General features: G+C 40.3%; 17 protein-coding genes and 1 pseudogene. 9 read left to right on the forward strand and 9 right to left on the reverse strand.

The window, feature by feature from the left end; all coding sequences use genetic code 11:
• Nucleotides 1–529: pseudogene (locus B4F91_RS01795) on the forward strand (MFS transporter); the annotation flags it as partial.
• 71 nt (nucleotides 530–600) lie between these two features.
• Here B4F91_RS01795 and B4F91_RS01800 read toward each other — a convergent pair.
• A complete protein-coding gene (locus B4F91_RS01800; RefSeq protein WP_004587151.1) occupies nucleotides 601–840 on the reverse strand; it encodes a helix-turn-helix domain-containing protein in 240 nt (79 codons plus the stop codon).
• Between the two features lie 499 nt (nucleotides 841–1,339).
• Here B4F91_RS01800 and B4F91_RS01805 point away from each other — a divergent pair, with 499 nt between their 5' ends.
• Nucleotides 1,340–1,528 (forward strand): hypothetical protein, encoded by a 189-nt coding sequence (locus B4F91_RS01805; RefSeq protein ID WP_004587152.1) that lies wholly within the window; start codon nucleotides 1,340–1,342, stop codon nucleotides 1,526–1,528.
• Nucleotides 1,529–1,576: 48 nt separating this feature from the next.
• Here B4F91_RS01805 and erpA read toward each other — a convergent pair whose 3' ends face one another.
• Complete coding sequence (gene erpA / locus B4F91_RS01810) at nucleotides 1,577–1,915, reverse strand: iron-sulfur cluster insertion protein ErpA (protein ID WP_002958911.1); 339 nt, start codon at nucleotides 1,913–1,915, stop codon at nucleotides 1,577–1,579.
• A 248-nt stretch (nucleotides 1,916–2,163) separates the two neighbouring features.
• Between erpA and B4F91_RS01815 the strand changes: the two genes are divergently transcribed.
• The 5 genes from B4F91_RS01815 to B4F91_RS01835 all read left to right on the forward strand — a co-directional run bounded on the left by B4F91_RS01815 (nucleotide 2,164) and on the right by B4F91_RS01835 (nucleotide 8,736).
• The gene (locus B4F91_RS01815) at nucleotides 2,164–3,846 is read left to right on the forward strand and encodes a chloride channel protein (RefSeq protein ID WP_055252948.1); all 1,683 of its coding nucleotides are present in this window, start codon (nucleotides 2,164–2,166) and stop codon (nucleotides 3,844–3,846) included.
• 7 nt (nucleotides 3,847–3,853) lie between these two features.
• Nucleotides 3,854–4,288 (forward strand): CopD family protein, encoded by a 435-nt coding sequence (locus B4F91_RS01820; RefSeq protein WP_055252947.1) that lies wholly within the window; start codon nucleotides 3,854–3,856, stop codon nucleotides 4,286–4,288.
• A gap of 116 nt (nucleotides 4,289–4,404) precedes the next feature.
• Nucleotides 4,405–5,421: an aspartate carbamoyltransferase gene (locus B4F91_RS01825; RefSeq protein ID WP_004587156.1), complete on the forward strand. Its 1,017-nt coding sequence runs from the start codon at nucleotides 4,405–4,407 to the stop codon at nucleotides 5,419–5,421.
• A gap of 35 nt (nucleotides 5,422–5,456) precedes the next feature.
• On the forward strand, nucleotides 5,457–6,737 hold the full coding sequence (gene hemL, locus B4F91_RS01830) for a glutamate-1-semialdehyde 2,1-aminomutase (RefSeq protein WP_004587157.1): 1,281 nt from the start codon (nucleotides 5,457–5,459) through the stop codon (nucleotides 6,735–6,737).
• A 157-nt stretch (nucleotides 6,738–6,894) separates the two neighbouring features.
• Nucleotides 6,895–8,736, forward strand: coding sequence for a methyl-accepting chemotaxis protein (locus tag B4F91_RS01835; RefSeq protein WP_288635348.1), 1,842 nt, complete (start codon nucleotides 6,895–6,897; stop codon nucleotides 8,734–8,736).
• Between the two features lie 62 nt (nucleotides 8,737–8,798).
• Here B4F91_RS01835 and mrcB read toward each other — a convergent pair whose 3' ends face one another.
• The 4 genes from mrcB to B4F91_RS01855 all read right to left on the reverse strand — a co-directional run bounded on the left by mrcB (nucleotide 8,799) and on the right by B4F91_RS01855 (nucleotide 14,313).
• A complete protein-coding gene (mrcB, locus tag B4F91_RS01840; protein WP_004587160.1) occupies nucleotides 8,799–11,141 on the reverse strand; it encodes a penicillin-binding protein 1B in 2,343 nt (780 codons plus the stop codon).
• A 149-nt stretch (nucleotides 11,142–11,290) separates the two neighbouring features.
• Complete coding sequence (locus B4F91_RS01845) at nucleotides 11,291–12,520, reverse strand: ammonium transporter (protein WP_004587161.1); 1,230 nt, start codon at nucleotides 12,518–12,520, stop codon at nucleotides 11,291–11,293.
• A gap of 12 nt (nucleotides 12,521–12,532) precedes the next feature.
• Nucleotides 12,533–12,871: a P-II family nitrogen regulator gene (locus B4F91_RS01850; protein ID WP_004587162.1), complete on the reverse strand. Its 339-nt coding sequence runs from the start codon at nucleotides 12,869–12,871 to the stop codon at nucleotides 12,533–12,535.
• Between the two features lie 221 nt (nucleotides 12,872–13,092).
• Nucleotides 13,093–14,313, reverse strand: coding sequence for a GGDEF domain-containing response regulator (locus B4F91_RS01855; protein ID WP_029773860.1), 1,221 nt, complete (start codon nucleotides 14,311–14,313; stop codon nucleotides 13,093–13,095).
• Nucleotides 14,314–14,650: 337 nt separating this feature from the next.
• Here B4F91_RS01855 and B4F91_RS01860 point away from each other — a divergent pair, with 337 nt between their 5' ends.
• Nucleotides 14,651–16,168, forward strand: coding sequence for a S10 family peptidase (locus tag B4F91_RS01860; protein ID WP_248462625.1), 1,518 nt, complete (start codon nucleotides 14,651–14,653; stop codon nucleotides 16,166–16,168).
• Nucleotides 16,169–16,192: 24 nt separating this feature from the next.
• Here B4F91_RS01860 and B4F91_RS01865 read toward each other — a convergent pair whose 3' ends face one another.
• The 3 genes from B4F91_RS01865 to B4F91_RS01875 form a co-directional block, all read right to left on the reverse strand.
• Nucleotides 16,193–18,439 (reverse strand): ATP-binding protein, encoded by a 2,247-nt coding sequence (locus B4F91_RS01865; RefSeq protein ID WP_286938971.1) that lies wholly within the window; start codon nucleotides 18,437–18,439, stop codon nucleotides 16,193–16,195.
• Entirely contained in the window at nucleotides 18,426–19,235 is an 810-nt protein-coding gene (locus B4F91_RS01870) for a phosphate/phosphite/phosphonate ABC transporter substrate-binding protein (protein WP_286938973.1), read from the reverse strand. Before B4F91_RS01870 ends, B4F91_RS01865 begins: the two co-directional genes overlap by 14 nt.
• 158 nt (nucleotides 19,236–19,393) lie before the next feature.
• Nucleotides 19,394–20,914, reverse strand: coding sequence for a CYTH and CHAD domain-containing protein (locus B4F91_RS01875; protein ID WP_004587167.1), 1,521 nt, complete (start codon nucleotides 20,912–20,914; stop codon nucleotides 19,394–19,396).
• A gap of 215 nt (nucleotides 20,915–21,129) precedes the next feature.
• Here B4F91_RS01875 and B4F91_RS01880 point away from each other — a divergent pair, with 215 nt between their 5' ends.
• Nucleotides 21,130–21,735, forward strand: a complete 606-nt coding sequence (locus B4F91_RS01880) for a TIGR04211 family SH3 domain-containing protein (protein WP_054983196.1) — start codon at nucleotides 21,130–21,132, stop codon at nucleotides 21,733–21,735.
• Nucleotides 21,736–21,764: the final 29 nt, after the last annotated feature.

Here is a 21,764-nt window from a genome sequence, read left to right on the forward strand (position 1 = left end):
GTCGATTGTTTTTTATAAAGAAATAGGCTTTAGCAACAGCGACATAGCTACTTTTTCAAAAGTAGGCACTGCAGTACTCACCATTGCTTTTACCTTTGTGGGCAGCTTGTTCAATCAAAAGTACGGCATTGTAAAAGGGTTATTTATAAGTGGCGTTGCTATGGCGGGGTCTAATTTAGCATTTTCGGCTATTGCGCTGGTTGGCCCTAATTTAGGCTTATACGCTTTTGCTATTGTAATTGATGGCTTTACTCAGGCTTGGTCGTTAGTGGCTATGGTGGCATTTATATCGATGTTATGTGACCGAGCATTTAGTGCAACACATTATGCATTACTGGCTTCACTTGGGAATTTAGGGCGTACATTGCTTTCAAGTTACAGTGGTGTAGTTATTGATGATTGGCTAATGGGAAATTGGGCATTATTTTTTGTGTTAACGGCATTAATGGTAATACCTTCGCTGGTGTTTTTATATTTGATTAGGCATAAGCTCTATCAGTTAGAGCAAAATTACCATAAAAATATGTAATGCATCCCTGCATTAACGTGATTTGCTTAGGCCGTTCAAGTGCCCCTTATAACACCCTAAGCAAAACAATATTAATCCGCTTTAATTAAGCCTAGCGCTTCATGCGGATCAACTTCAAGTGCATTACAGTAACGTACAAACTCAATAACATCTAAGCGGCGTTCTTGATTTTCAATCTTACCGATAAATGAGTGAGGTGTTCCTAGCACTTGTGCCAGGCTACGCATTGTATGACCCTTTTCATGGCGTTTTGTTTTAAGCCATTTAGTTAGCTTTTCGTTTTCTTCAGAAGAAACAGTCTTGCCCATCATTTTACATCTCCTACTAGATGATATGACATACCCGTCAAAGCAGTAGTCACACAATGATTGGAGGCATATAAGCAGATACCCACTACATTATTCAATAGCAAGCTATTGCTTAAATAAGCAAAGGTATTGCTACTTATTCAACCTACCAATCTATTCAGTGCTAACCCGCAAAAATAGGATATAGGTTTATTTTTATTAAGAGTGAAATTTTGCCCGTCTCACTCTTGGATACATTATATACTATTAACAGTTCGGTTAAATAATTAATTACATAGTTTGCATAAATTTACCCAACCACTAACCTTTACTTATGCTGAATATTTAAGTTAACGTACCAAAAATATTAAGTTTTTTCCTAAAAAATTAATTGTAAGATAAAAGCACTTTGTTACAAATTAACGTGCAAATAACCTTGCTGTATTGATGTTTAAACAACAGTAAGGGTAAAAAAGTTCCCATAAATAACGTTTTTCCCTAACTGAGGGACTAAAGAGGAAGTATGTTTAGAGTCTTATTTTTGTTGCCTATTTTACTATGCTTTTTATGGTTTTTGTTTTTACGTCACTACGGAGTACCCATTAAACAAGGTAAAAAAGGCTTTTTATACATACTTGCCTTTTCTGCTTTTGTATTAGGCTTTTTTGTATTAATAATGCAGTTTACCCATTACAGCCCAATTGAATTTTAGGCATTAAAAAAGCCGCTAAAGCGGCTTTATTAGCTAAGCGTAAATTACTTAAACGCTAAAACTTGCACCACACCCACAGGTAGTCGTTGCATTAGGATTAGATACAAAAAAGCGTGCGCCTTCTAACCCTTCTGTGTAATCCACTTCGCCATCAACTAAGTACTGAATACTCATTGGGTCAATAACCAGGGTTACACCATTTTTAACTATTTCTAAATCGCCAGGATTTGCTTTTTCATCAAAAGTAAAACCATATTGAAAACCAGAACAACCACCACCTGTTACGTAAACACGCAGTTTTAAATCTGGATTTTCTTCTTCGTCGATTAACTGTTTAACACGAACAGCAGCTGCATCGCTGAACTTTATTGGTAATTCTTCAGACATTTTAAAACCCTCAATATCGCAATGGCGTGATTATCTAATACCCGAGTGTTTTAATCAAGTATAGTCAAACATCTCTTGCGCTATCTTAGGCTTTTAACTATTGCTTTAGCCGATACGATAGCAAAATGTGTTTTCAGTGATTGCTGTAATATTTGTTAATATAAGTGTTTAAAATTGCAAAATCACAAGGACTTACCTGCACACTTTTGTTAAACTGCTCGCTGAAAAAATGTGGCGGAGAATACAGCATGTGGCTTGAGCAACTCAGGCGTCGATTAGCAAAACCAAAAACCTCTGTGCAATTATGCTTATTAGGCGTAAGTGCTGGTTTAATTGCTGCATTTTTTATTATTTTATTTCGCTTAACGATTCTGTTTTTTCAAAGCTTATTTTTAGACACTCCCGATAATTTTACTACTATCCCCACTCTTGAACGGGTTTTAATGCCGTTAATTGCTGCGCTACTGATTGCTACATTTGCTGCATTTACTGGCTTTAAGCACTACCGATTAGGCATTCCTTTTGTTATTCATCGTATTAAACGCCACTACGGGCAAATGCCGCTTTACAACACCGTAAATCAATTTGTTGGTGGTGCACTGGCACTTATTAGTGGTTTTTCGGTGGGCCGCGAAGGGCCATCTGTTCATATGGGCGCCACTGGCGCAAGTATATTAGCCGATAAGCTTCATTTACCACATAACGCCATGCGCACATTAAGTGGCTGTGGTGTCGCCGCTGGTATTGCGGCCTCGTTTAATACCCCACTGGCTGCGGTTATTTTTGTAATGGAAGTGGTGCTACGTGAGTACAAAGTGCATATTTTTGTACCAATTATGCTTGCCGCACTAACTGGTGCATTAGCAACCCAATTTGTGTTTGGTGAAGGCTCAGAGCTTGCACTTATTAGCATTACGCCATTGAGTGGTTGGCATTACCCATATTTAATTTTATGTGGCATGGCCCTAGGGGCAATTGCCTATAGCTTTAATCAAAATTTAATGCTGATCATAAAAACATTTAAACCTTTAAGTATGTTTCCTCGTTTACTCATTGCAGGTTGTATTGCGAGTATTATTGCCTATGCAGTTCCCCAAGCAATGGGTTCGGGTATGAGTGCGATTACTATTGCGGTTGAATCGCCTGAAAACGCGCAGCTACTTACCACTATTTTAATAGCTAAACTGCTGGCGACCCTGTTTGCCATTGGCCTAGGAATACCGGGTGGCTTAATAGGCCCCGTTATTGGGCTAGGTGTATTAACAGGTACTTTAATGGCCTTTTTTGCCCAATTTATAAGCCCAGGTGCTGACATTGCAGGCACATACGGCGTATTAGGAATGGCAGGATTACTCGCAGCTACATTACATGCGCCGTTAGCAGCATTAACAACTGTGATGGAGCTTACGTCCTCGCCAGAGATTATTGTACCGGCCATGTTAGTGATAACAACCGCCTATGTAACGGCGCTGCAAGTATTTGGCAATCGGTCTATATTTTTGCAACAGCTTGATTTTCAGGGGCTACCCTATCATGTATCGCCCGCAACGGAGGCGCTACAAAAAGTGGGCATAATGGATGATATGGATGAGGACTTTAAACTGCTTTATTCAGACGATAAAGAGCAAATTAAAAACACCTTAGACGCCATGGATAGCCAAACCCCTTTAATAGTTTACGATGAAGAAAACGGCTATCGCTTAGCAGAGTACGACCTTACCCTGATGTCGGGCGAAAACATAAATATAAACTACATTAGCTTACAAGGCATTAGCAGCCAGTCGACCTTAGCTGATGCCTTTGATATTTTAAAAGATAAACGCAGCGGCGCCCTGTATGTATACAACTTGCTAGATGATCAGCAAATAATGGGGCTATTACGCTGGGATCAAATAAATAATATTTTAACTATTCGTAACAGCCTACTTTAGGATTCTTATGAGCGCTTTACTAATTTATAAAACACTGCACATTTTTTTTATGATTGCTTGGTTTGCCGGTATTTTTTATTTACCTCGGTTATTTGTATACCACGCAATGAGCGAAGAAAAAGCCTGTAACTCAATGCTTAAAGTAATGGAGCGTCGGCTACTCTTTTTTGTTACACCGTTTGCTATTTTAACGGCCGTTTTTGGTGTACTCACTATTGTAGAATATGGCCGTGAGTGGTTTAGATATAGCATGTGGCTGCACTACAAACTGGTACTGGTCATTATTTTATATCTATACCACGGCTACTGCTTTAAATTACTGAGCGACTTTAAACACGACAGAAATACCAAAACGGACCGTTTTTATCGTATTTTTAATGAGCTCCCAGTTATTGCGCTGCTAATGATTGTAGCGCTTGCGGTAATAAAACCTAATTTATAAGCTGTGTAGCGCATGTTAAACTGCGCTGCAATTTACAATACTTGCTATAACACGCGCGATTGCGTGCCCCATTTTAATGGATTATCGCGCCCCTTTGATTGATTAGGAACAACCCCATGTTAAGTTTCCAAGGTGAACATATACTGTCGGTAAATCAACTCGACAGAGACTGCATTGAGCGTATTTTTGCAGTAGCGAAAAAAATGGAGCCTTATGCTAAAAAACAAAAGCAAACAACAGTGCTGGAAGGCGCTATTTTAGCTAATTTGTTTTTTGAACCAAGCACGCGTACGCGTGTAAGCTTTGGTACTGCCTTTAATTTATTAGGCGGTGGCGTGCGCGAAACAACCGGCATGCAAAGCTCAGCCCTTGCTAAAGGCGAATCGCTTTACGACACTGCGCGCGTTATTTCAGCGTACGCTGATGCTGTCGCTATGCGCCATCCTGATGCAGGCTCGGTAAGCGAATTTGCAGACGGTTGTACCGTACCGGTAATTAACGGCGGTGATGGCCCAAACGAGCACCCTACTCAAGCACTACTTGACTTGCTTACTATTGAACGTGAACTCAACCGATTTGATCAAAACATTGATGGCATGCATATCGCCTTAGTTGGCGATTTAAAATATGGCCGCACAGTACATTCACTATCTAAATTATTGTGCCATTACAAAAACGTAAAATTTTCGATGGTGGCGCCCGACGGCCTGCAAATGCCAACGAGTATTTTAGATGCGGTAGAAAATGCAGGCCATAAAATACAATTAGTCAACAAAATGGAAGGGAACTTAGCAGCCGATATTGTGTACCAAACACGTATTCAAGAAGAGCGCTTCCCTTCACAAGAAGAAGCCAATAAATACCGTGGCGGCTTTAGAATTAGCCAATCAATTTATAACGCGCACTGTAAGCCAAACTCCGTGCTTATGCACCCGCTACCACGCGATAGCCGTTTAGAAGCTAATGAGCTTGATAACGACTTAAACAGTAACGACAATTTAGCTATATTCCGCCAAGTACAAAATGGCGTGTTAATTCGTATGGCACTGTTTGCTTTAACCCTCGGCGTAGAAAACAAAGTCGAGCAATATGAAGTAGACGTACCTTGGTTTAGCCGCAAACGCGACAGCTAAACACTTTTACCAAGCGACAACTAATAGGATTTTTCATGACAATTAGCCAAGATTTATTTAATCGTGCACAAACTTCAATTCCTGGTGGCGTAAATTCACCTGTACGTGCATTTAACGGTGTAGGTGGTACGCCACTATTTATTACCAAAGCCGAGGGTGCCTTTACCTTTGACGCTGATGGCAACCGTTATATTGATTACGTAGGTTCGTGGGGTCCGATGATCATGGGCCATAACCACCCAGCTATAAAGCAAGCTGTTCACGAAGCGGTAGAAAACGGTTTAAGTTATGGGGCGCCCACTGAAGCCGAAATTTTAATGGCCGAAAAAGTAAAAGCGCTTGTACCCTCAATCGAAAAAGTACGTATGGTAAGCTCGGGTACCGAAGCAACAATGAGCGCCATTCGCTTAGCACGTGGCTATACAGGGCGTGATAAAATCCTTAAGTTTGAAGGTTGTTACCACGGCCATGCCGACTCATTATTAGTAAAAGCAGGCTCTGGCGCATTAACCATGGGTGTGCCAAATTCACCTGGTATCCCTGAGGATTTTGCAAAGCACACGCTTACCGTATCGTTTAATAACCTTGATGAAGTAAAAGCTGTATTTGAAAAATACGCAGACGACATTGCCTGTATTATCGTTGAGCCAGTAGCGGGTAACATGAACTGTATTCCTCCTGTAGAAGGCTTTTTAGAAGGCTTGCGTGCAGTATGTGATGAGTACAAATCAGTGCTTATTTTTGACGAAGTAATGACCGGCTTTCGTGTTGCTTTAGGTGGCGCTCAGGCGTATTACAACATCAAACCTGACTTAACATGTTTAGGTAAAGTCATTGGCGGCGGCATGCCTGTTGGTGCCTTTGGCGGCAAAACCGAAATTATGGATTACATTGCGCCAGTAGGTCCGGTTTACCAAGCCGGTACACTTTCTGGTAACCCTATTGCAATGGCTGCGGGTTTAAAATCGCTTGAGCTATTAAGTGAACCAGGTTTGCACGATAAGTTAGAAGCTATTTCTAAAGCTATTTGTGAAGGTTTTGAAGCAGGCGCTAAAAAAGCAGGCATTCCTTTAACCACTAACTACGCTGGCGGTATGTATGGCTTTTTCTTCACTGAAGCAGAAAAAGTAACCACTTATAAACAAGCTACAGAATGTGATTTAGAACGTTTTAAACGCTTTTTCCACTTAATGCTGGAAGAAGGCGTATACCTAGCACCGTCTGCATTTGAAGCAGGGTTTGTGTGTGCTGCGCACACAGAGCAAGAAGTACAAGCAACTATTGAAGCTGCAGAGCGCGCCTTCGCTAAGCTATAAGCATCCAATACATGTGTTAATAATGTGCGTTATTAACTCTGTAGTTAAAAAAAGCCCTTACGGGCTTTTTTTATTTGTGCGTATTGATAATTGAATGGTTTTTAGCCTTTATACGGTCTCACTTTTTAGACTCACTTTTACCCCACAAGAGAAACGTATGACGAGCTTAAGGCACTTAGCAGCACCTGCTATATCATTAATGGGCAACTTAAAATATAAAACTAAAATTGGTTTAGTTTTTGGTATTTTATTATTACCCCTTGCGCTTAGTTTGTTTTTTTTAGTCTCTTTATTAAGCGAGAGTATAAGCGTCTCTCAAATGCAAAAACAAGGATTACTGAGCTACAGAGACATTCTTGCAAATCAAATGCAGGGTGAAACCTATAAAAATGTAAAAGTAGCTAAAGCACGTGGTTTTAATGTAAAAGATGAGCAAATAAATGACGTACTTGAGCTGGTTTCAATACAGTCTAATTTAGCCTTAGATAACCAACTTGCGAGTGCTTATGTTAATCGCGCATTAGTTACGCCTATACCTGCGCTTATCATGCAGATAAATGCGACAGCGCAAAGCGCTAATACTGTTCTTACTAACCAGCGTTTTACACCAGAGACTTTTATTGCGCTTTCAAACTTAAGTAAGTCGCTCCCTTTGTACCAGCAGCAACTCGATAAAATACTTACAATTGCCACCACGGCCGATGCATCTGTAAATAAAGCACTCACGCCCTCTCTCACTAATTTACATAACGCCATAGCCGCTTTTAAAACAGCCATTGATAAAAAGCTGCTTGAACCAGATGATATACAGCTTACACAAAACGAATTTGCAGGGCTTACCAGCCAAGTGCTAAGTCGTATTAGCCAACTAATTGATAAAAGCATCCCTACCCTTGAAACCCTTATTGAAAATAAACTTCAAACACAGCAGTGGATCAGAAACACAGTATTAGCAGCATCTGTAATAAGTTTACTCTTTGCGTTTTACTTGATGATAGGTTTTTACTTTGCTGTGGTCGATACCATTAATCGCTTTGCCGAAGCTGCGCAAAGAGCAGCAAGTGGCGACTTAAATGCGGTTATCAACTCAAGTACTAATGATGAAATGGATATTATTGCAGCGCGATATAACGCACTTCTTAATGCCTTTTCAAAACTTTTAGAGAATGTAAAAGCAAGTACTGTGGAGCTATGCGGCGCCACTAAATCGCTTTCACAGGCAAGCAGCCAAACGAGTAACGATGTTGAAAAACAGCAAATGCGGGTAAACGCTATTCATGATGCACTAAGTAATATGGAGCAAAGTGCGCTAAGTGTTGAAGACTCTGCTAATCAAGCGGTGTTAACAGCACAAGATGCCGCGCAGCATGTAAAGCAAGGCTCTAACAACACCATGGAACTTGCCAAATACATGCAAGACCTTCAGGTTGAATTTACCGAAAGCCAACAAGCCTTAGATAGACTAGCTCAAGATAGCCAAGAAATTAGTAAAGTAAGTAAAGGTATTAGCGAAATAGCCGATCAAACTAACTTACTTGCACTTAATGCCGCCATTGAGGCAGCACGAGCCGGTGAACATGGCCGTGGTTTTGCCGTGGTAGCCGATGAAGTAAGAACCCTCGCCCAGCGTACACAAACTCAAACGCAAGAAATTCACCAAATTATTAGCTCTCTCCAACAAGCTTCTGACGATACACAACAAAAAATGCGCTCAAGTGTCCAGAAGATGGAACAATCGGTAAAAGCCGCCACCGAAACAAACGATATTTTACAAAATGCAGAGCAAAGCATGGGCGATATAAAACACCAAGGCGAAGAGATAGCACTGCGGGTTAAAGAGCAATCTAACGCAACCACCCAAGCATTAACTGATGCACAAGAAGTCAGTAACTTAGCAGATCACACTCTTCTCTCTGCACAATCTACACTGCAAGACGCACAGCAACTTAGTCAGCTATCTGATAACTTAACTAAATCAATGCAATTTTTTAAATCTTGATAGGTAAGCTAAATATAATAAAACCGCTGAGTTAGCGGTTTTATTATTAAGGTTTTATTTTATTAGCGTATACACTGCGGCCTAGGTTCAAACTCACTGGCTCTTAGTGGTAACTGAATGACTTTTCCGCATCCGGGCGGTGCTTGTAAACCCGTTCTTTCATTAACGAAAGCCCATCTTATTGATGGCGGGCGTGTATCAGCTATTGCTTCAGGGTTGAGCGGTTTTAAGTAACGAATATAAGCTTCTAACGCGCCCACACTCCCTGTTAAACCGGTGCTTCTATTATCGTCTCTACCAAGCCATGCAACGGTCACTGTGTTTTGATCAAACCCTGCAAACCAGCTATCACGTAAATCATTACTAGTGCCTGTTTTACCGGCAAGCTGAATTGATGGAAAGTGTAAATTTAAACGCTTAGCGGTGCCGTCTTTTGTCACTCGCTTCATGGCATATTTAGTCATATATACTGCGTCTTTTGCAAAGCGCGGCTCAGACTTAACTTTATGCTTATACAAAACGTTACCTACCGAGTCTGTTAGCGCAGATACAGAGGTAAGCTCTCTATACTCGCCATCTGCTGCGATAGTGGTATAAAGCTGGGCAACCTCAAAGCTCGACATTTCTACAGCACCAAGTAGCAGCGAGGGGTATTCATCTATATTACCTTTTGCGCCTAATCCTTTGAGCGTATTTGCTACTTTATCAACACCTACATCTAGGCCTAAATTTACCGCAGGAATATTAATACTGTTACTGAAGGCTTTATAAAGTGGCAATGCGCCTCGGTATTGGTGATCAAAGTTCTCAGGTTGCCACACTTTACCCTGCTCATTTGTTACCTGCACAGGGGAGTCATCAAGTAATGTGGCTAAGTTATAATGTGGTAACTGCAGGGCTGTTAAGTACACCGCGGGTTTAACTAAAGAGCCAATATTTCGTTTAGTATCGAGCACTCGGTTAAAACCTGAGTAGCGAACATCGCGCCCCGACACTAAAGCCGACACACCGCCTTTTTCTACATTAACTGAGATCATGGCTGCTTCGAGTTTATCGGTGTTAGGGCGTTTTTCTAGATACGGTAAACTTTTTTGAATGGACTCTTCCATCGCCGTTTGTTTTTGCAAATCAAAGTAAGTAAATACACGCACGCCGGCATCTAGTGTTTTTTGATCGGGTAATAACTGCTTAAGCTCACGGTTTACAAGTTCTAAAAAGCCAGGGTATGACTTTTGTAAACTTGCTTTCATAGGCGCTATATCAATTGGGCGTTTAAGTGATGCACGGTATTCTTTTGTAGTTAGTAGCTTGTTTTCAACCATTAAGCGCAGTACTAGGTCGCGACGCTCCATAGTGCGCTCTTTATAGCGTCGAGGATTGTAATACGAAGGCCCTTTGACCATCGCTACCAGCAGCGCTATTTGGTCATATTCCAGCTCATCAACAGGCTTTGAAAAATAAAACTCAGAGGCCAAGCCCATGCCATGCACGCCTTGGTTATAAGACTGACCTAGGTAAACTTCATTCAAATAAGCTTCTAAAATCTGATCTTTTGAATAACGGTAATCTAGAATAAGCGCAATAAATGCTTCATTTATTTTACGCACTAAAGAACGCTCACGCGTTAGGTATATATTTTTTGCAAGCTGCTGCGTTAAGGTGCTACCACCTTGCACGGTACGCCCTGCTTTAATGTTTGAATATAGCGCGCGCAAAATAGAAAATACCGACACACCATGGTGCTGATAAAAATCCCTATCTTCTACCACTAATAACGTGTCTTTCAACATAGGCGGAAACTTATCAAGCGGTACAAACTCTCTATCTTGCTTTGAATCATTTCCAATACGGGCTATTTGCACAGGCTCTAGGCGAGCACTGTTTAGCCGCCTGCCAAATTTATCTTTAATGGTTGCTACCTTTTGCCCCGCAAAACGCAGCTCAATAATGTGCGATTCTTCAAGGCCATCATAAAACTCAAAGTCGCGTCGGTAAATTTTTATGCTATCGGCTGTTTTTACAAACTGCCCCGTGCGGCTTAGCCTATTAACTGATGAATAATTTAGGCGCTCAAGCTCCCACACAACCTCTTGGCTAGATAAAAACTGCCCTGGGTAAAACTCCATTGAGCGTGCGTATACTTGGGCAGGTAACTGCCATTTATTACCTTCAAATATACGTGTTGTTTTTGAATCTAAATAAATAAGATACATGGCCATAGCAATAAAAACAGCTAAGCTCAATTTCCAAAAAACAGACCATGTTTTTCGCATAAATGTGCGTTTAACAACAGTGTTTGACGTTTTTTTAGTCGTTTTTGATTTAGCTTTACGTGGCGAGCTGGTTGCTTTAGGTGCACGCTTAGGAGTGGTTTTACTACTGGGTGTTTTTTTGTTGTCAGCCATTTAAGTGTAATTTATTCCAAGGTTTATTCACGAGTGTGAGCTTAGCATATTGGGTATAGCCTAACACCTGAAAAGTTAACCTTCCCTGAAACGAAAAAAAGCCCTACCAAGGTAGGGCTTTGTGAACACAATGATTAATCTATTTAATATTAGTTACTGCGAACAGATACAAACTCAGGGTAAGCATCAACACCACAATCGTGTTGGTCCATACCGCTTAGCTCTTCTTCTTCGGTTACGCGAATACCCATAGTTTGCTTTAAAATAGCCCACACAATAAATGAAGCTACAAAAACAAAGGCTAAAATAGTCACTAAGCCAATAAGCTGTGTTACAAAGTTTGCATCGCCGTTAGATACAGGCACTAACATAATACCTAGCGCGCCACATACACCGTGAACAGAGATAGCACCTACTGGGTCATCAATCTTCGCTTTATCTAGAGCTACAATGCTAAATACAACCAGTGAGCCACCTAAAATACCTAGTAAACACGCCATTAATGGAGATGGTGAAAGTGGGTCTGCTGTAATAACAACTAAGCCTGCTAATGCGCCGTTTAGTACCATAGTTAAATCAGCTTTACCCCACAACACTTTACATACAAACAGTGCAGCAATTGCACCCATTGCCGCTGCGGCATTGGTGTTAAGTAAAATTTGACCTACAGCGGTTGCATTTTCTTTGTCTGAAAGAAGTAATTGCGAACCACCGTTAAAACCAAACCAACCCATCCATAAAATAAACGTACCTAATGTAGCAAGTGGTAGGTTAGAGCCTGGAATTGGGTAAATTTCACCGTTTTTACCGTATTTACCTTTACGAGCGCCAAGTAAAATAACACCTGCTAAAGCAGCTGCAGCACCAGCACCGTGAACAATGGCAGAGCCTGCAAAATCTACAAAACCCATTTCTGATAAGAAACCGCCGCCCCATGTCCAGTAACCTTCCATTGGGTAAATAAAGCCAGTTAAAACAACTGCAAATGCTAAGAAAGCAAATAACTTCATACGTTCAGCAACAGCACCCGATACAATCGACATAGCCGTTGCAACAAATACTACTTGGAAGAAAAAGTCAGATTCTAAAGAGTGGTCAGCATCGGCCGCTTGCGTGCCAATTAATGCGCCAATTGAAGGGATGATGCCGCCTTCAGCGTTGTCTACATACATGATGTTGTAGCCAACCAATAAAAACATGGTACATGCGATAGAATACAGCGCCACGTTTTTAGTTAAAATTTCAGTGGTGTTTTTAGAGCGCACTAAACCCGCTTCTAACATGGCAAAGCCTGCTGCCATCCACATTACTAATATACCTGACACCAGAAAATAAAAGGTGTCGAGTGAAAATTTGAGTTCTACAATTGTGTTTTCCATTAATCAGCCCCCTTAAATTGCTTCTTCATCAAGTTCGCCCGTACGAATACGCACAATTTGATCTAAGTCGTACACGAAAATTTTACCGTCACCAATTTTGCCTGTTGATGCAATTTTGGTAATTGCTTCAACTACGCGTTGGCAATTTTCAGTACGAGTAGCAATTTCAAGTTTGATCTTAGGAATAAAATCTACCTGATACTCTGCTCCACGATACAGCTCTGTATGGCCTCGTTGACGTCCAAAACCTTTAACATCAACTACGGTCATCCCTTCAATACCTAAATCAGCGAGCGCTTCACGCACATCATCTAATTTAAATGGTTTTATGATTGCACTAATCATTTTCATAGTGGCCCCCTCGGACGCTTTATTGTTATCCTGTTGGCTTACATAATCCAACCTTTGTGCCACTATTAAAAAACATTTAATATCAAAGAGATAAGTATAAATAGTAAATTTAAAACAAAAAAAACGCACCATCAAGGTGCGCTTTTTTAACAACTTAGCTACATTGGTGCATCTCCAAAAGTGACGCCCTACTAGCTTGTAATTAGTGTTATTTTTTATATTTACACAACACAGTTTCGGCCATTGTTTTTGGCTTCGTAAAGGGCCGCATCTGCGATGCGCATGGCCTGAGTTAAATCAGTGTTTTGAAAATCAGCAACACCAATACTAATGGTGATAGAAAACGGTTTTTCATCGATTAAAAATTCATGTTTAGCGAGTTTTTTTCTAAAGCCTTCTAAGTACTCTCGCCCACGCGCCGTGTCTATATCATCTAATATAATGGCAAACTCTTCGCCGCCCACCCGCGCAACGGTAAACTTAGAAAACGTAGTTTTAATTAACGTAGCTACCTGCTTTAGTGCCTGATCGCCCGCTTCGTGGCCTAAGGTATCATTAATATTTTTGAAAAAATCTATATCGAGTAATGCAAGCGTGTTTTGCTGTTGTTTTTTTAATAGTTGCTCTGCATATTGGTAAAAATAACGGCGGTTATACATACCCGTTAAATAGTCTCTGTAAGCACTTTCTTTAATATCCGCAATCAGTGACAACTGCTCCATTGTTTGCATAACACGACAATGAAACTCTTCATTCATAAATGGCTTTGTTAAAAAGTCGTTGGCACCGTATTTAATAAACCGAGCCGATAACCCATGTTTACCTGCACCCGAAAGCCCGATAATGGCCAAATCATCGCGCCCTCTAAAATTACGCACCGCTTTAACCAGTTCAAAGCCATCCATTAATGGCATCGCATAATCGGTCATGAGCAATTTTATATTAGGGTTACTTTTTATTATTTCGAGTGCTTGCTGACCATCTTGCGCATCGGTTACATCAAATAATTGCTTTTCTAGCATTTGCTTCATTAAGGAGCGGCTTAACACCGAATCATCAGCAACCAAGGCCTTACAGCCTTGATTTCTCAGAAGCTGAGCCACTAACTTGATAGCGTAATGGTATGAATCGCGATTGTCTTTAATTACGTAATCAATAACACCAAGCTCTAGCATTTGTTGGCGCTTATATTCATCAATTTTTGAGGTAAGTACCACAGTAGGAATAGCGTGTGAAAGTGTAAATTTAGCGACCTCGCCATTAGGTGCATCAGGCAAAGTTAAATCAACTAAAGCCAGCGAGTATTTATGTTTCTCAATATAGTCTTGGCATTCATTTAATGACCATGCGAAATCGACAGCGACATCTAAATATTGAGCCGTTAAGTGGCGTAGCACCTGCTGCACTACTTTACTGTCTTCAACCACTAATACTCTTTGCATAAACTTCTCTTTAATCTTGTTATTTTACGTACTTAAACTTGCACTGAAGCGACAAGCTATGAAAAACATCCAGTAAAGTTCTGTTTATGTAGCCAGTAAGTAGGCTAGGTCCATTAATGTAAGCGCAAGGCTTGTATTTAATTCAAATACAAAGTCGACCAAATATACTTGATTTTTTAGCTAAGCTAAACACGCTAGGATAAATTAACCCTAAATAAACAAACACGCCGTGTATAAGTTTAGACTTAACCAGTATTATCGACCATTAATCTCAATACTTTTGTTATTTGTGTGTTTTTTATTTTAAATAGCATCTAAACAAAAATAAGGAACGACAATGAAGCTTGTCCAATTAACTCGTTACACCTTAGCGCTTGCCATCGTATTGCTTAGCAGTACTGCAACAGCAGAAAACCAACGAAAAATAGACATTGATAGCCACGTAGTCACTAAGCATAAAGCAAAAATTAATGGTGAACGCTTTAGCTACACCGTTAAAACAGGCACTCAGCCGGTGTGGAATGATAATGGCGATACCATTGCCACATTACAATATACCTATTACACACGAGATAAAGTCGATAACACCGCAGCTCGCCCATTACTGATATCGTTTAATGGCGGCCCAGGCTCTGCATCTGTATGGATGCACTTAGCCTATACTGGCCCACGCGTATTAAAAATTGATGACGAAGGCTACCCCATTCAGCCTTATGGCGTAAAAGATAACCCCTACTCTGTGTTAGATGTAGCAGATATTGTTTATGTAAATCCGGTAAATACAGGTTATTCACGCGTAGTAGAAAACGCTAAAGGTGAAATGCTTTCGAAAGAGCAACAAAAAGAGCACTTTTTTGGTGTCAATGCCGACATAAAATACTTAGCTGAATGGCTAAATACCTTTGTTAACCGAAACGAGCGCTGGCGCTCACCTAAGTTTTTAATTGGAGAAAGCTACGGCACTACTCGTGTATCAGGCCTTGCCCATGAACTACAAAACAGTCAATGGATGTACATTAATGGGGTGGTTTTAGTATCGCCGACCGATATTGGTATAAAACGCGACGGCCCTATAAAAGCGGCTAATCGCTTACCTTATTTTGCTGCAACTGCGTGGTATCACAAAGCACTGAATAAAAACTTGCAAGAAAAAGATCTCAATGAACTTTTACCCGAGGTAGAACAGTTCACTATTAATGAGCTTATTCCTGCCCTCGCTAAAGGTGGCTTTATCGATGCCGATAAAAAACGCCAAATAATAAAGAAAATGGCCGAATATGCTGGCCTTTCAGAGCAGTTTGTAGCGCAAAACAACTTAGATATCCCCACTCGATTTTTTTGGAAAGAACTTTTACGTGAGCGCGGACAAACTGTCGGACGTCTAGATTCGCGCTATTTAGGTATTGATAAACGCGATGCTGGCGAATCACCTGATTACTGGGCTGAGCTTACCTCTTGGCTGCACTCATTTACGCCTGCAATTAACTATTACCTGCGTGAAGAGCTCAACTATAAAACGGATGTTAAATACAACTTATTTGGCAATGTTCACCCATGGGATCGCAGTAAAAATAATACCGGCGAAAACTTACGTTTAGCGATGGCGCAAAACCCGTATTTAAACGTCATGATTCAAGCGGGTTACTACGATGGTGCAACAAATTACTTTGATGCTAAATACACGTTATGGCAGCTTGACCCTAGTGGAAAAATGAAAGACAGGTTAAGCTTTAAAGGGTACCGCAGCGGCCATATGATGTACCTACGACATGAAGATCTTAAGCTTTCAAATAACGACTTACGCGACTTCATTTTAAGCTCCCTACCCGCTAAAGGGCAGGCCGCTAAATATTAATTAAAAGGGCCATTACATGAGGCATTAAGAAGGTGCCTCATGTTTATTACAGTACACTTTTAACTGTGTAACCACTTCATTAAATCCTGTTTGTAGTGCAAATAATAACGCTTCATCGACCTTATTTTGCGCGGCTAAGCTTTCTATCTGCTGGCAGGTATCACTTAACTTTAACGCTGCAACCGATTTAGCAGATGACTTTAAACCATGCGCCTGAAAAGATAAATCGGCATAATTTAAACTATGTGTATATGCTTCAATTAATTTAACTTGCTCATAAGCGGTCTGTAAAAACGCCTGAAATACTAAACAATGTACATGCGTATCTTTTCCTAACATCGAAAACAATAAAGGCATATCTAATTGACTGTACATAGAGCTTGCTTGCGCTGTGATTTGCAGCGGCTGTGTATGCGAAGGAACAATGCCTTGCGAGTGTTTCATCAACAGTGCTTTTAGGCTTTCAAGCTCTATCGGTTTAGTTAAAAAACCGTTCATCCCAGCGCTGTAACAATCTTGAATGTTTTTTTCCATTATGTTGGCCGTAACAGCAATAATTATGAGCTCATTGAACTGTGTATTTTTTCGGATTTTTTTAGCCAATTCAAGGCCATTTAGCAACGGCATTTGAATATCGGTAAGTAGCATATCGAAGGACTTATCTTGGAGCATTTGCCAGGCCTGTTCGCCATTATTTGCAAACGTTGAGTTAACGCCAAGCATGGTCAGTTGCTGCTTTAAAACCTGCTGATTAGTCAGTTGATCTTCTGCCACCAGCACATTTAATACTGGGAGTTTGCCTGTGGCGGAGTCTGCGGGCTCACTGCTGGGGTGACTTATCGGCCCATCAGCTTGTATAGTGGTTAAAGCGCTTTCTTTAAAACCATTAAAGCTAATGGTAAAACACGCGCCTTTATTTATTTGGCTATTTACTTGTAGCTGCCCTTGCATACGCTCTACAAGCTCTTTAGTAATAACTAAACCTATGCCCGTACCATGCGTTTTACTGGTCTCTGCCCCTAGTCTATCAAAGGGTTTAAAAAGCCTTAAAATATCATCTTCTGAAAAACCGCACCCTGTATCTTCAATATCAATATTACAGCGGCTGGAATCAGCAATCTCGCAACGTATATCTATTTTACCTCGCACTTTGTTATATTTTATTGCGTTGGAAAGTAAATTAAGCAGTACCTGTTTAAAACGGCGCTTATCTACATATAAGTAAATACCTTCAAGGGAGTCAATATTGTGAGTATTTATAGTAACAAGCTCAACTCTGGCAAGTTCGCTCACCATTTCAATACTATGCTGTAGCATGTCTTTCACGGGGGCATATTCAAAGTTAAACTGCATATTCCCCGACTCAATAGAAGTTAAATCTAGCACGTCGTTTATTAGTAAAAGTAAATGCTCCCCAGCTTGGTAAATACTTTGTGCATTGTCTTTGTGTACCTCGGTTGCTTTACTGTCATATTGATAAAGCTGCGCTAACCCTAAAATAGCATTTAACGGCGTTCTAAGCTCATGGCTCATACTCGCCATAAAGTCAGACTTAGCCTTACTGGCCGACTCGGCTTGAATTCTCAGTGCGTTTACTTTTTGATGATTAGTAGCAACCTCACCGGCCATTTTATTAAATGCATTTATGACGCTGCCAATCTCATTTTTTTGCTGAACACTAACGTGGCAATCAAAGTTCCCTTTAGCCAGTTTAGAAAAGGCGACTTCGAGCGCCCGTAAAGGGCTGGTAATTCTATAATCGACCAACCAAGCTAAGCCAATAAAAAACACCACAAGTATAAAAAACTGAATATAAATTAACGTGTAATGTAGCTTGGCCGCTTCGTTTATTTCGTCTTCAAAATTAACGACTAACGTTATTTCAGCCAAAGGTTTATCTAAAAAAGTAATGTGCTCATTTAACGTAACATTGCCCTGCTGCGCTAACAGCTGCCACTCATCTAAAGGGTATAACTGATTACCTGTAGTCGGCTCTACTACCCTAGTTGCTTTCCAATTAGGGTTTGTATTAAGTTGCGCGTCTATTTGCTCATAAAGCTGTGCGTATTGACGCGTTAATAAAGGGGTTTTTATTGATGTAGATAGTTGCTGTAAAGAGCGCTGCGCTGCGCTAGAAAGGCCATCGTTTACCCACCTAGCTTGCTCTGGCAAAGCGTAAAAAATAAATAAGCATATTAATAAAAAGCCAAATGCCATTACCGCAATAAAGCTTTGAACCCTTAGGCTGCGCCACCAGTTAATTTTCAACATAAAACGAGCGTAAACCCCATTGCGTTAATTGTTTATAATCGTCAATGCTTGCTTTACTTGGGTTAATTATAGGAATACCCGCTAATAAGTGTTTTTGTTTAGGGTCGCTCCCTATTTCTATAATTGCTTGTTGAACTTGCGCTTGTACCTGATTATTTACTCTAGGGTGAACCACAATGGGGTGGCGGCTAACTTTCCGCGTTTTGTAAATAACTTTTAGCTTTTGCTGCAAATTTTGAGGCTGTTGCTTTAATGTGCCCATCACCCCGCCGCCGGCAGGTGTTGCGTTAAGCGCCACGTTTAAATAAACAGATGAGTGCGTTTGTACATACACAGGCTTTATTATTAAGCCATATAATAGGGCAAGCTCCGCCCGCATTAATAAAGAAGCGCCTAATGCATTAGGCGCCGGAAAAGCAATTTCGGCGCCTTCAAGCTGCTTAACGGATTCAATATTACTGTTTTTATTGACCACTAATACGCCTTGCAAATGGCGCGCGGCATCTTTCACTATAGGTAAATAGCCTTGCTTGTCGTAAGCAATCACACTATGCCATGGGTTCATATAAGCAAAATCGTAATCGCCATCTGCAAACCCTTGCTCAAAAACCGGGATTGATTCCACGGTAACAAGCTTTAGTTGCACGCCTGTTTTTTCGGTTACTTTATTAAGAAAGGGCTGCCATATTGCAGTGAGTTTTTGTGGCTCATATTGCGGAACTACACCAAAAGTAAAGGTTTGAGCATAGACACCCATACTATTGAATAAAAAAAGCAAAACAACACTACACTTCATATTAGTCTTACCGTTGTAGGTTTATGACTATAAGCATAGTTAACGAGTGACTAACGCACCATTTTTATTACGTAGAAATTAAGAGGTTATTTAGGAGGTTTAAGAAAGTTTCAACAAAAAGATTAAAGCAGGTGCCCATACACACCTGCTTAAATATATTACTGCCAGTACGGCTCTATATCAAAAGACGCTAAACGGCTTTGCTCCATTGCACTGACTAAGTAATCTGACTTTTGATCTAGCCACTGTTGAATTTTAGCCAATTGCTCGTCTTCTTGCCCACCGCAAAGCTGCTTTAAATATTCCAGCGTGCTGAGCTCGTACATACCATGAGAAATATCCAGCCACGGTAGTCTAAATTCTAAGCGCTCTTCTTTGTCAAACAATGACCCTAAGCAATTACCGCTTAATAAGCTGTTTTCTAATTGGGTGCGTAAGCTTAAATAATCTTGTGCTGTAAGCGTTTGCTCTTTAGGAAGTAGCTTATCTAAATTTTGCCAATCTTTATTAAATAAACGTTTTGCAATTTTAGCTACTGGCTGCTCTGCCGCTTGTAGCTGAGTTTGCCCCCAAAACTTACGCCATTGTTTATCTACCAACCAAGTAGTCAACGACAGCAATAAACGATTGTATCGCGCGCTTTGAAACAAAGCATTAATATCATCAATGCTTGGCTGTAGCTCTTTTAAATCGTTAATAACTTGCGCTAATGCAGGCGCTGCATTTATTTTTTTATAAAATGCATGGCGTTTAGATGTATAAGTTTTTAGCTGAATTGCATTTTCAACCCAAGCTAATTCACTTAACAGCCACTTTAACTCTGTTCTTAATTGCTCAGTACTGTCTTTACTTACAATATCGTCAAACAACCAAAAATTATGCCTAATTAAACTAATGCCATCAGTCACACGTTTGAGCGTTTTTAAACTTGGCTTGTCAAAGTAACACTGCTCATGCTTTTGCACAAAACGAATACCAAAGTTCATGGCCTCTATTAGTGCTTGCTCTTGAGTTGCTTGTTTTTTTAATTTTACAAACCCAATAGACTTACTTGGTTTAAGCGGTGTTTCATCGGCTAGTCGGTAGCCTCTAGCTGCTTTTGAATAAAGCCCTAAACGAATACAGTTTTGGCTAACAAGTTTATCTGCCAAAGCAAATAGCTCGTCTCTGTTGCCCTCAACAAGCTCTATTTCTAGCTCGCTAATAATATCAACCTTACCCGATGCTGCTATTTCGCCTTTATCTAGCACGACTTCAATTTTTGCGCCATTTGGGGTTTCTATTAACCAAGTACGACGAATAAAGTTAGTGCTAAAAATAGGATATAAATTATTGCTAATAGCATTCACTTGCATACCATGAGGCCAAATAGCATTATTAAATGCTAATAAATCAGGACGGCTTGATTCAATGGGTAAGTTGTATTCAGGACGTTGGTGTAGCCCACCCACAACTTCGCCAGCAAGCTTTATTGTTTGTTCGCATTTACTGTCGGCACAGCGGGTTCTAAAACCTATATCAAGGGCTCTAAGCTCTCTACTTGGGGTATCGTAATAGGCATTTTGCAAACTACGTGAAGGTTTATTAATAACCGTTTTAGCAAATTGTGTGATTAGCGAGGGGATCAGTGGAACAACGGCATCTGATACCAAAAACTTCAGTTCTATCTCAGTATCCATTAGGGTTGAGGATTACCTTTAAAATAAATAAGTGCTCAAAATAAACAAAGCCACCTCATTTTGCAAATTTTTTAACCTTTTTGGCTGAGCAATGCCCGCACTGGGTTACAATATCAACCTTGCTATTAACGCGTTTAATCCATACTATCTCACTACTTATGTGAAAATCTCAATCACAACCACAACGGACACGGATAGACTAACAAGGTAGATAAATGCTAAAACACTGTTTACTAGGGCTACTTTTAACAGCCACCTCGTTTATAAGCCAAGCACAAGAAGCTCAAACAGCCAATTCATCAGATGCAAATTCAGCTTATATAATCGATAATCTATATACCTTTATGCGCTCTGGCGCAGGTAAAAACTACCGCTTACTTGGCTCTGTAGATGCGGGTACTAAATTAACCGTGCTATCAAAAGAAGAAAACGGCTTTATAAAAATAAAAGACGATAAAGACCGTGAAGGTTGGGTTGAGTCTAAATTTATATCGCAAACGCCAGGGCTTCATCAGCAGTATCAAACACTCAGTAGCGAAATGAGCACAGTGCAAAACAAACTACGCCAAGCACAAATTGAGCTACCTCAGTTACAAGAACATAATCAAAGCTTAACTAATCAAAACAAATTGCTTAATCAACAAATTACTGAGCTGCAAACAACGCTTGAGCAAGAACGCGCTCAAAAACAAGCAGCCACTGCAAAAGAAAAACGCCAACTACTTACTTATGGTGGCGCTATTGCTTTTATAGGTTTGTTTTTAGGTATTATACTTACCGTTGTACTTTCGCGCCGTAAGCGCTACGAAGGGTGGGCTTAATTAACCTAAACTTTAATTAACTAAGTTTA

Origin of the sequence: Pseudoalteromonas sp. UBA6610, assembly GCF_002433295.1 — a bacterium.
GTDB classification, from domain to species: Bacteria; Pseudomonadota; Gammaproteobacteria; order Enterobacterales; family Alteromonadaceae; genus Pseudoalteromonas; species Pseudoalteromonas atlantica.

Bases quoted from the DNA above. Each gene is read 5' to 3' on its own strand.
- B4F91_RS01800 (WP_004587151.1), bottom strand. From the start codon at position 840: ATGATGGGCAAGACTGTTTCTTCTGAAGAAAACGAAAAGCTAACTAAA.
- B4F91_RS01805 (WP_004587152.1), top strand. From the start codon at position 1,340: ATGTTTAGAGTCTTATTTTTGTTGCCTATTTTACTATGCTTTTTATGG.
- erpA (WP_002958911.1), bottom strand. From the start codon at position 1,915: ATGTCTGAAGAATTACCAATAAAGTTCAGCGATGCAGCTGCTGTTCGT.
- B4F91_RS01815 (WP_055252948.1), top strand. From the start codon at position 2,164: ATGTGGCTTGAGCAACTCAGGCGTCGATTAGCAAAACCAAAAACCTCT.
- B4F91_RS01820 (WP_055252947.1), top strand. From the start codon at position 3,854: ATGAGCGCTTTACTAATTTATAAAACACTGCACATTTTTTTTATGATT.
- B4F91_RS01825 (WP_004587156.1), top strand. From the start codon at position 4,405: ATGTTAAGTTTCCAAGGTGAACATATACTGTCGGTAAATCAACTCGAC.
- hemL (WP_004587157.1), top strand. From the start codon at position 5,457: ATGACAATTAGCCAAGATTTATTTAATCGTGCACAAACTTCAATTCCT.
- B4F91_RS01835 (WP_288635348.1), top strand. From the start codon at position 6,895: ATGACGAGCTTAAGGCACTTAGCAGCACCTGCTATATCATTAATGGGC.
- mrcB (WP_004587160.1), bottom strand. From the start codon at position 11,141: ATGGCTGACAACAAAAAAACACCCAGTAGTAAAACCACTCCTAAGCGT.
- B4F91_RS01845 (WP_004587161.1), bottom strand. From the start codon at position 12,520: ATGGAAAACACAATTGTAGAACTCAAATTTTCACTCGACACCTTTTAT.
- B4F91_RS01850 (WP_004587162.1), bottom strand. From the start codon at position 12,871: ATGAAAATGATTAGTGCAATCATAAAACCATTTAAATTAGATGATGTG.
- B4F91_RS01855 (WP_029773860.1), bottom strand. From the start codon at position 14,313: ATGCAAAGAGTATTAGTGGTTGAAGACAGTAAAGTAGTGCAGCAGGTG.
- B4F91_RS01860 (WP_248462625.1), top strand. From the start codon at position 14,651: ATGAAGCTTGTCCAATTAACTCGTTACACCTTAGCGCTTGCCATCGTA.
- B4F91_RS01865 (WP_286938971.1), bottom strand. From the start codon at position 18,439: ATGTTGAAAATTAACTGGTGGCGCAGCCTAAGGGTTCAAAGCTTTATT.
- B4F91_RS01870 (WP_286938973.1), bottom strand. From the start codon at position 19,235: ATGAAGTGTAGTGTTGTTTTGCTTTTTTTATTCAATAGTATGGGTGTC.
- B4F91_RS01875 (WP_004587167.1), bottom strand. From the start codon at position 20,914: ATGGATACTGAGATAGAACTGAAGTTTTTGGTATCAGATGCCGTTGTT.
- B4F91_RS01880 (WP_054983196.1), top strand. From the start codon at position 21,130: ATGCTAAAACACTGTTTACTAGGGCTACTTTTAACAGCCACCTCGTTT.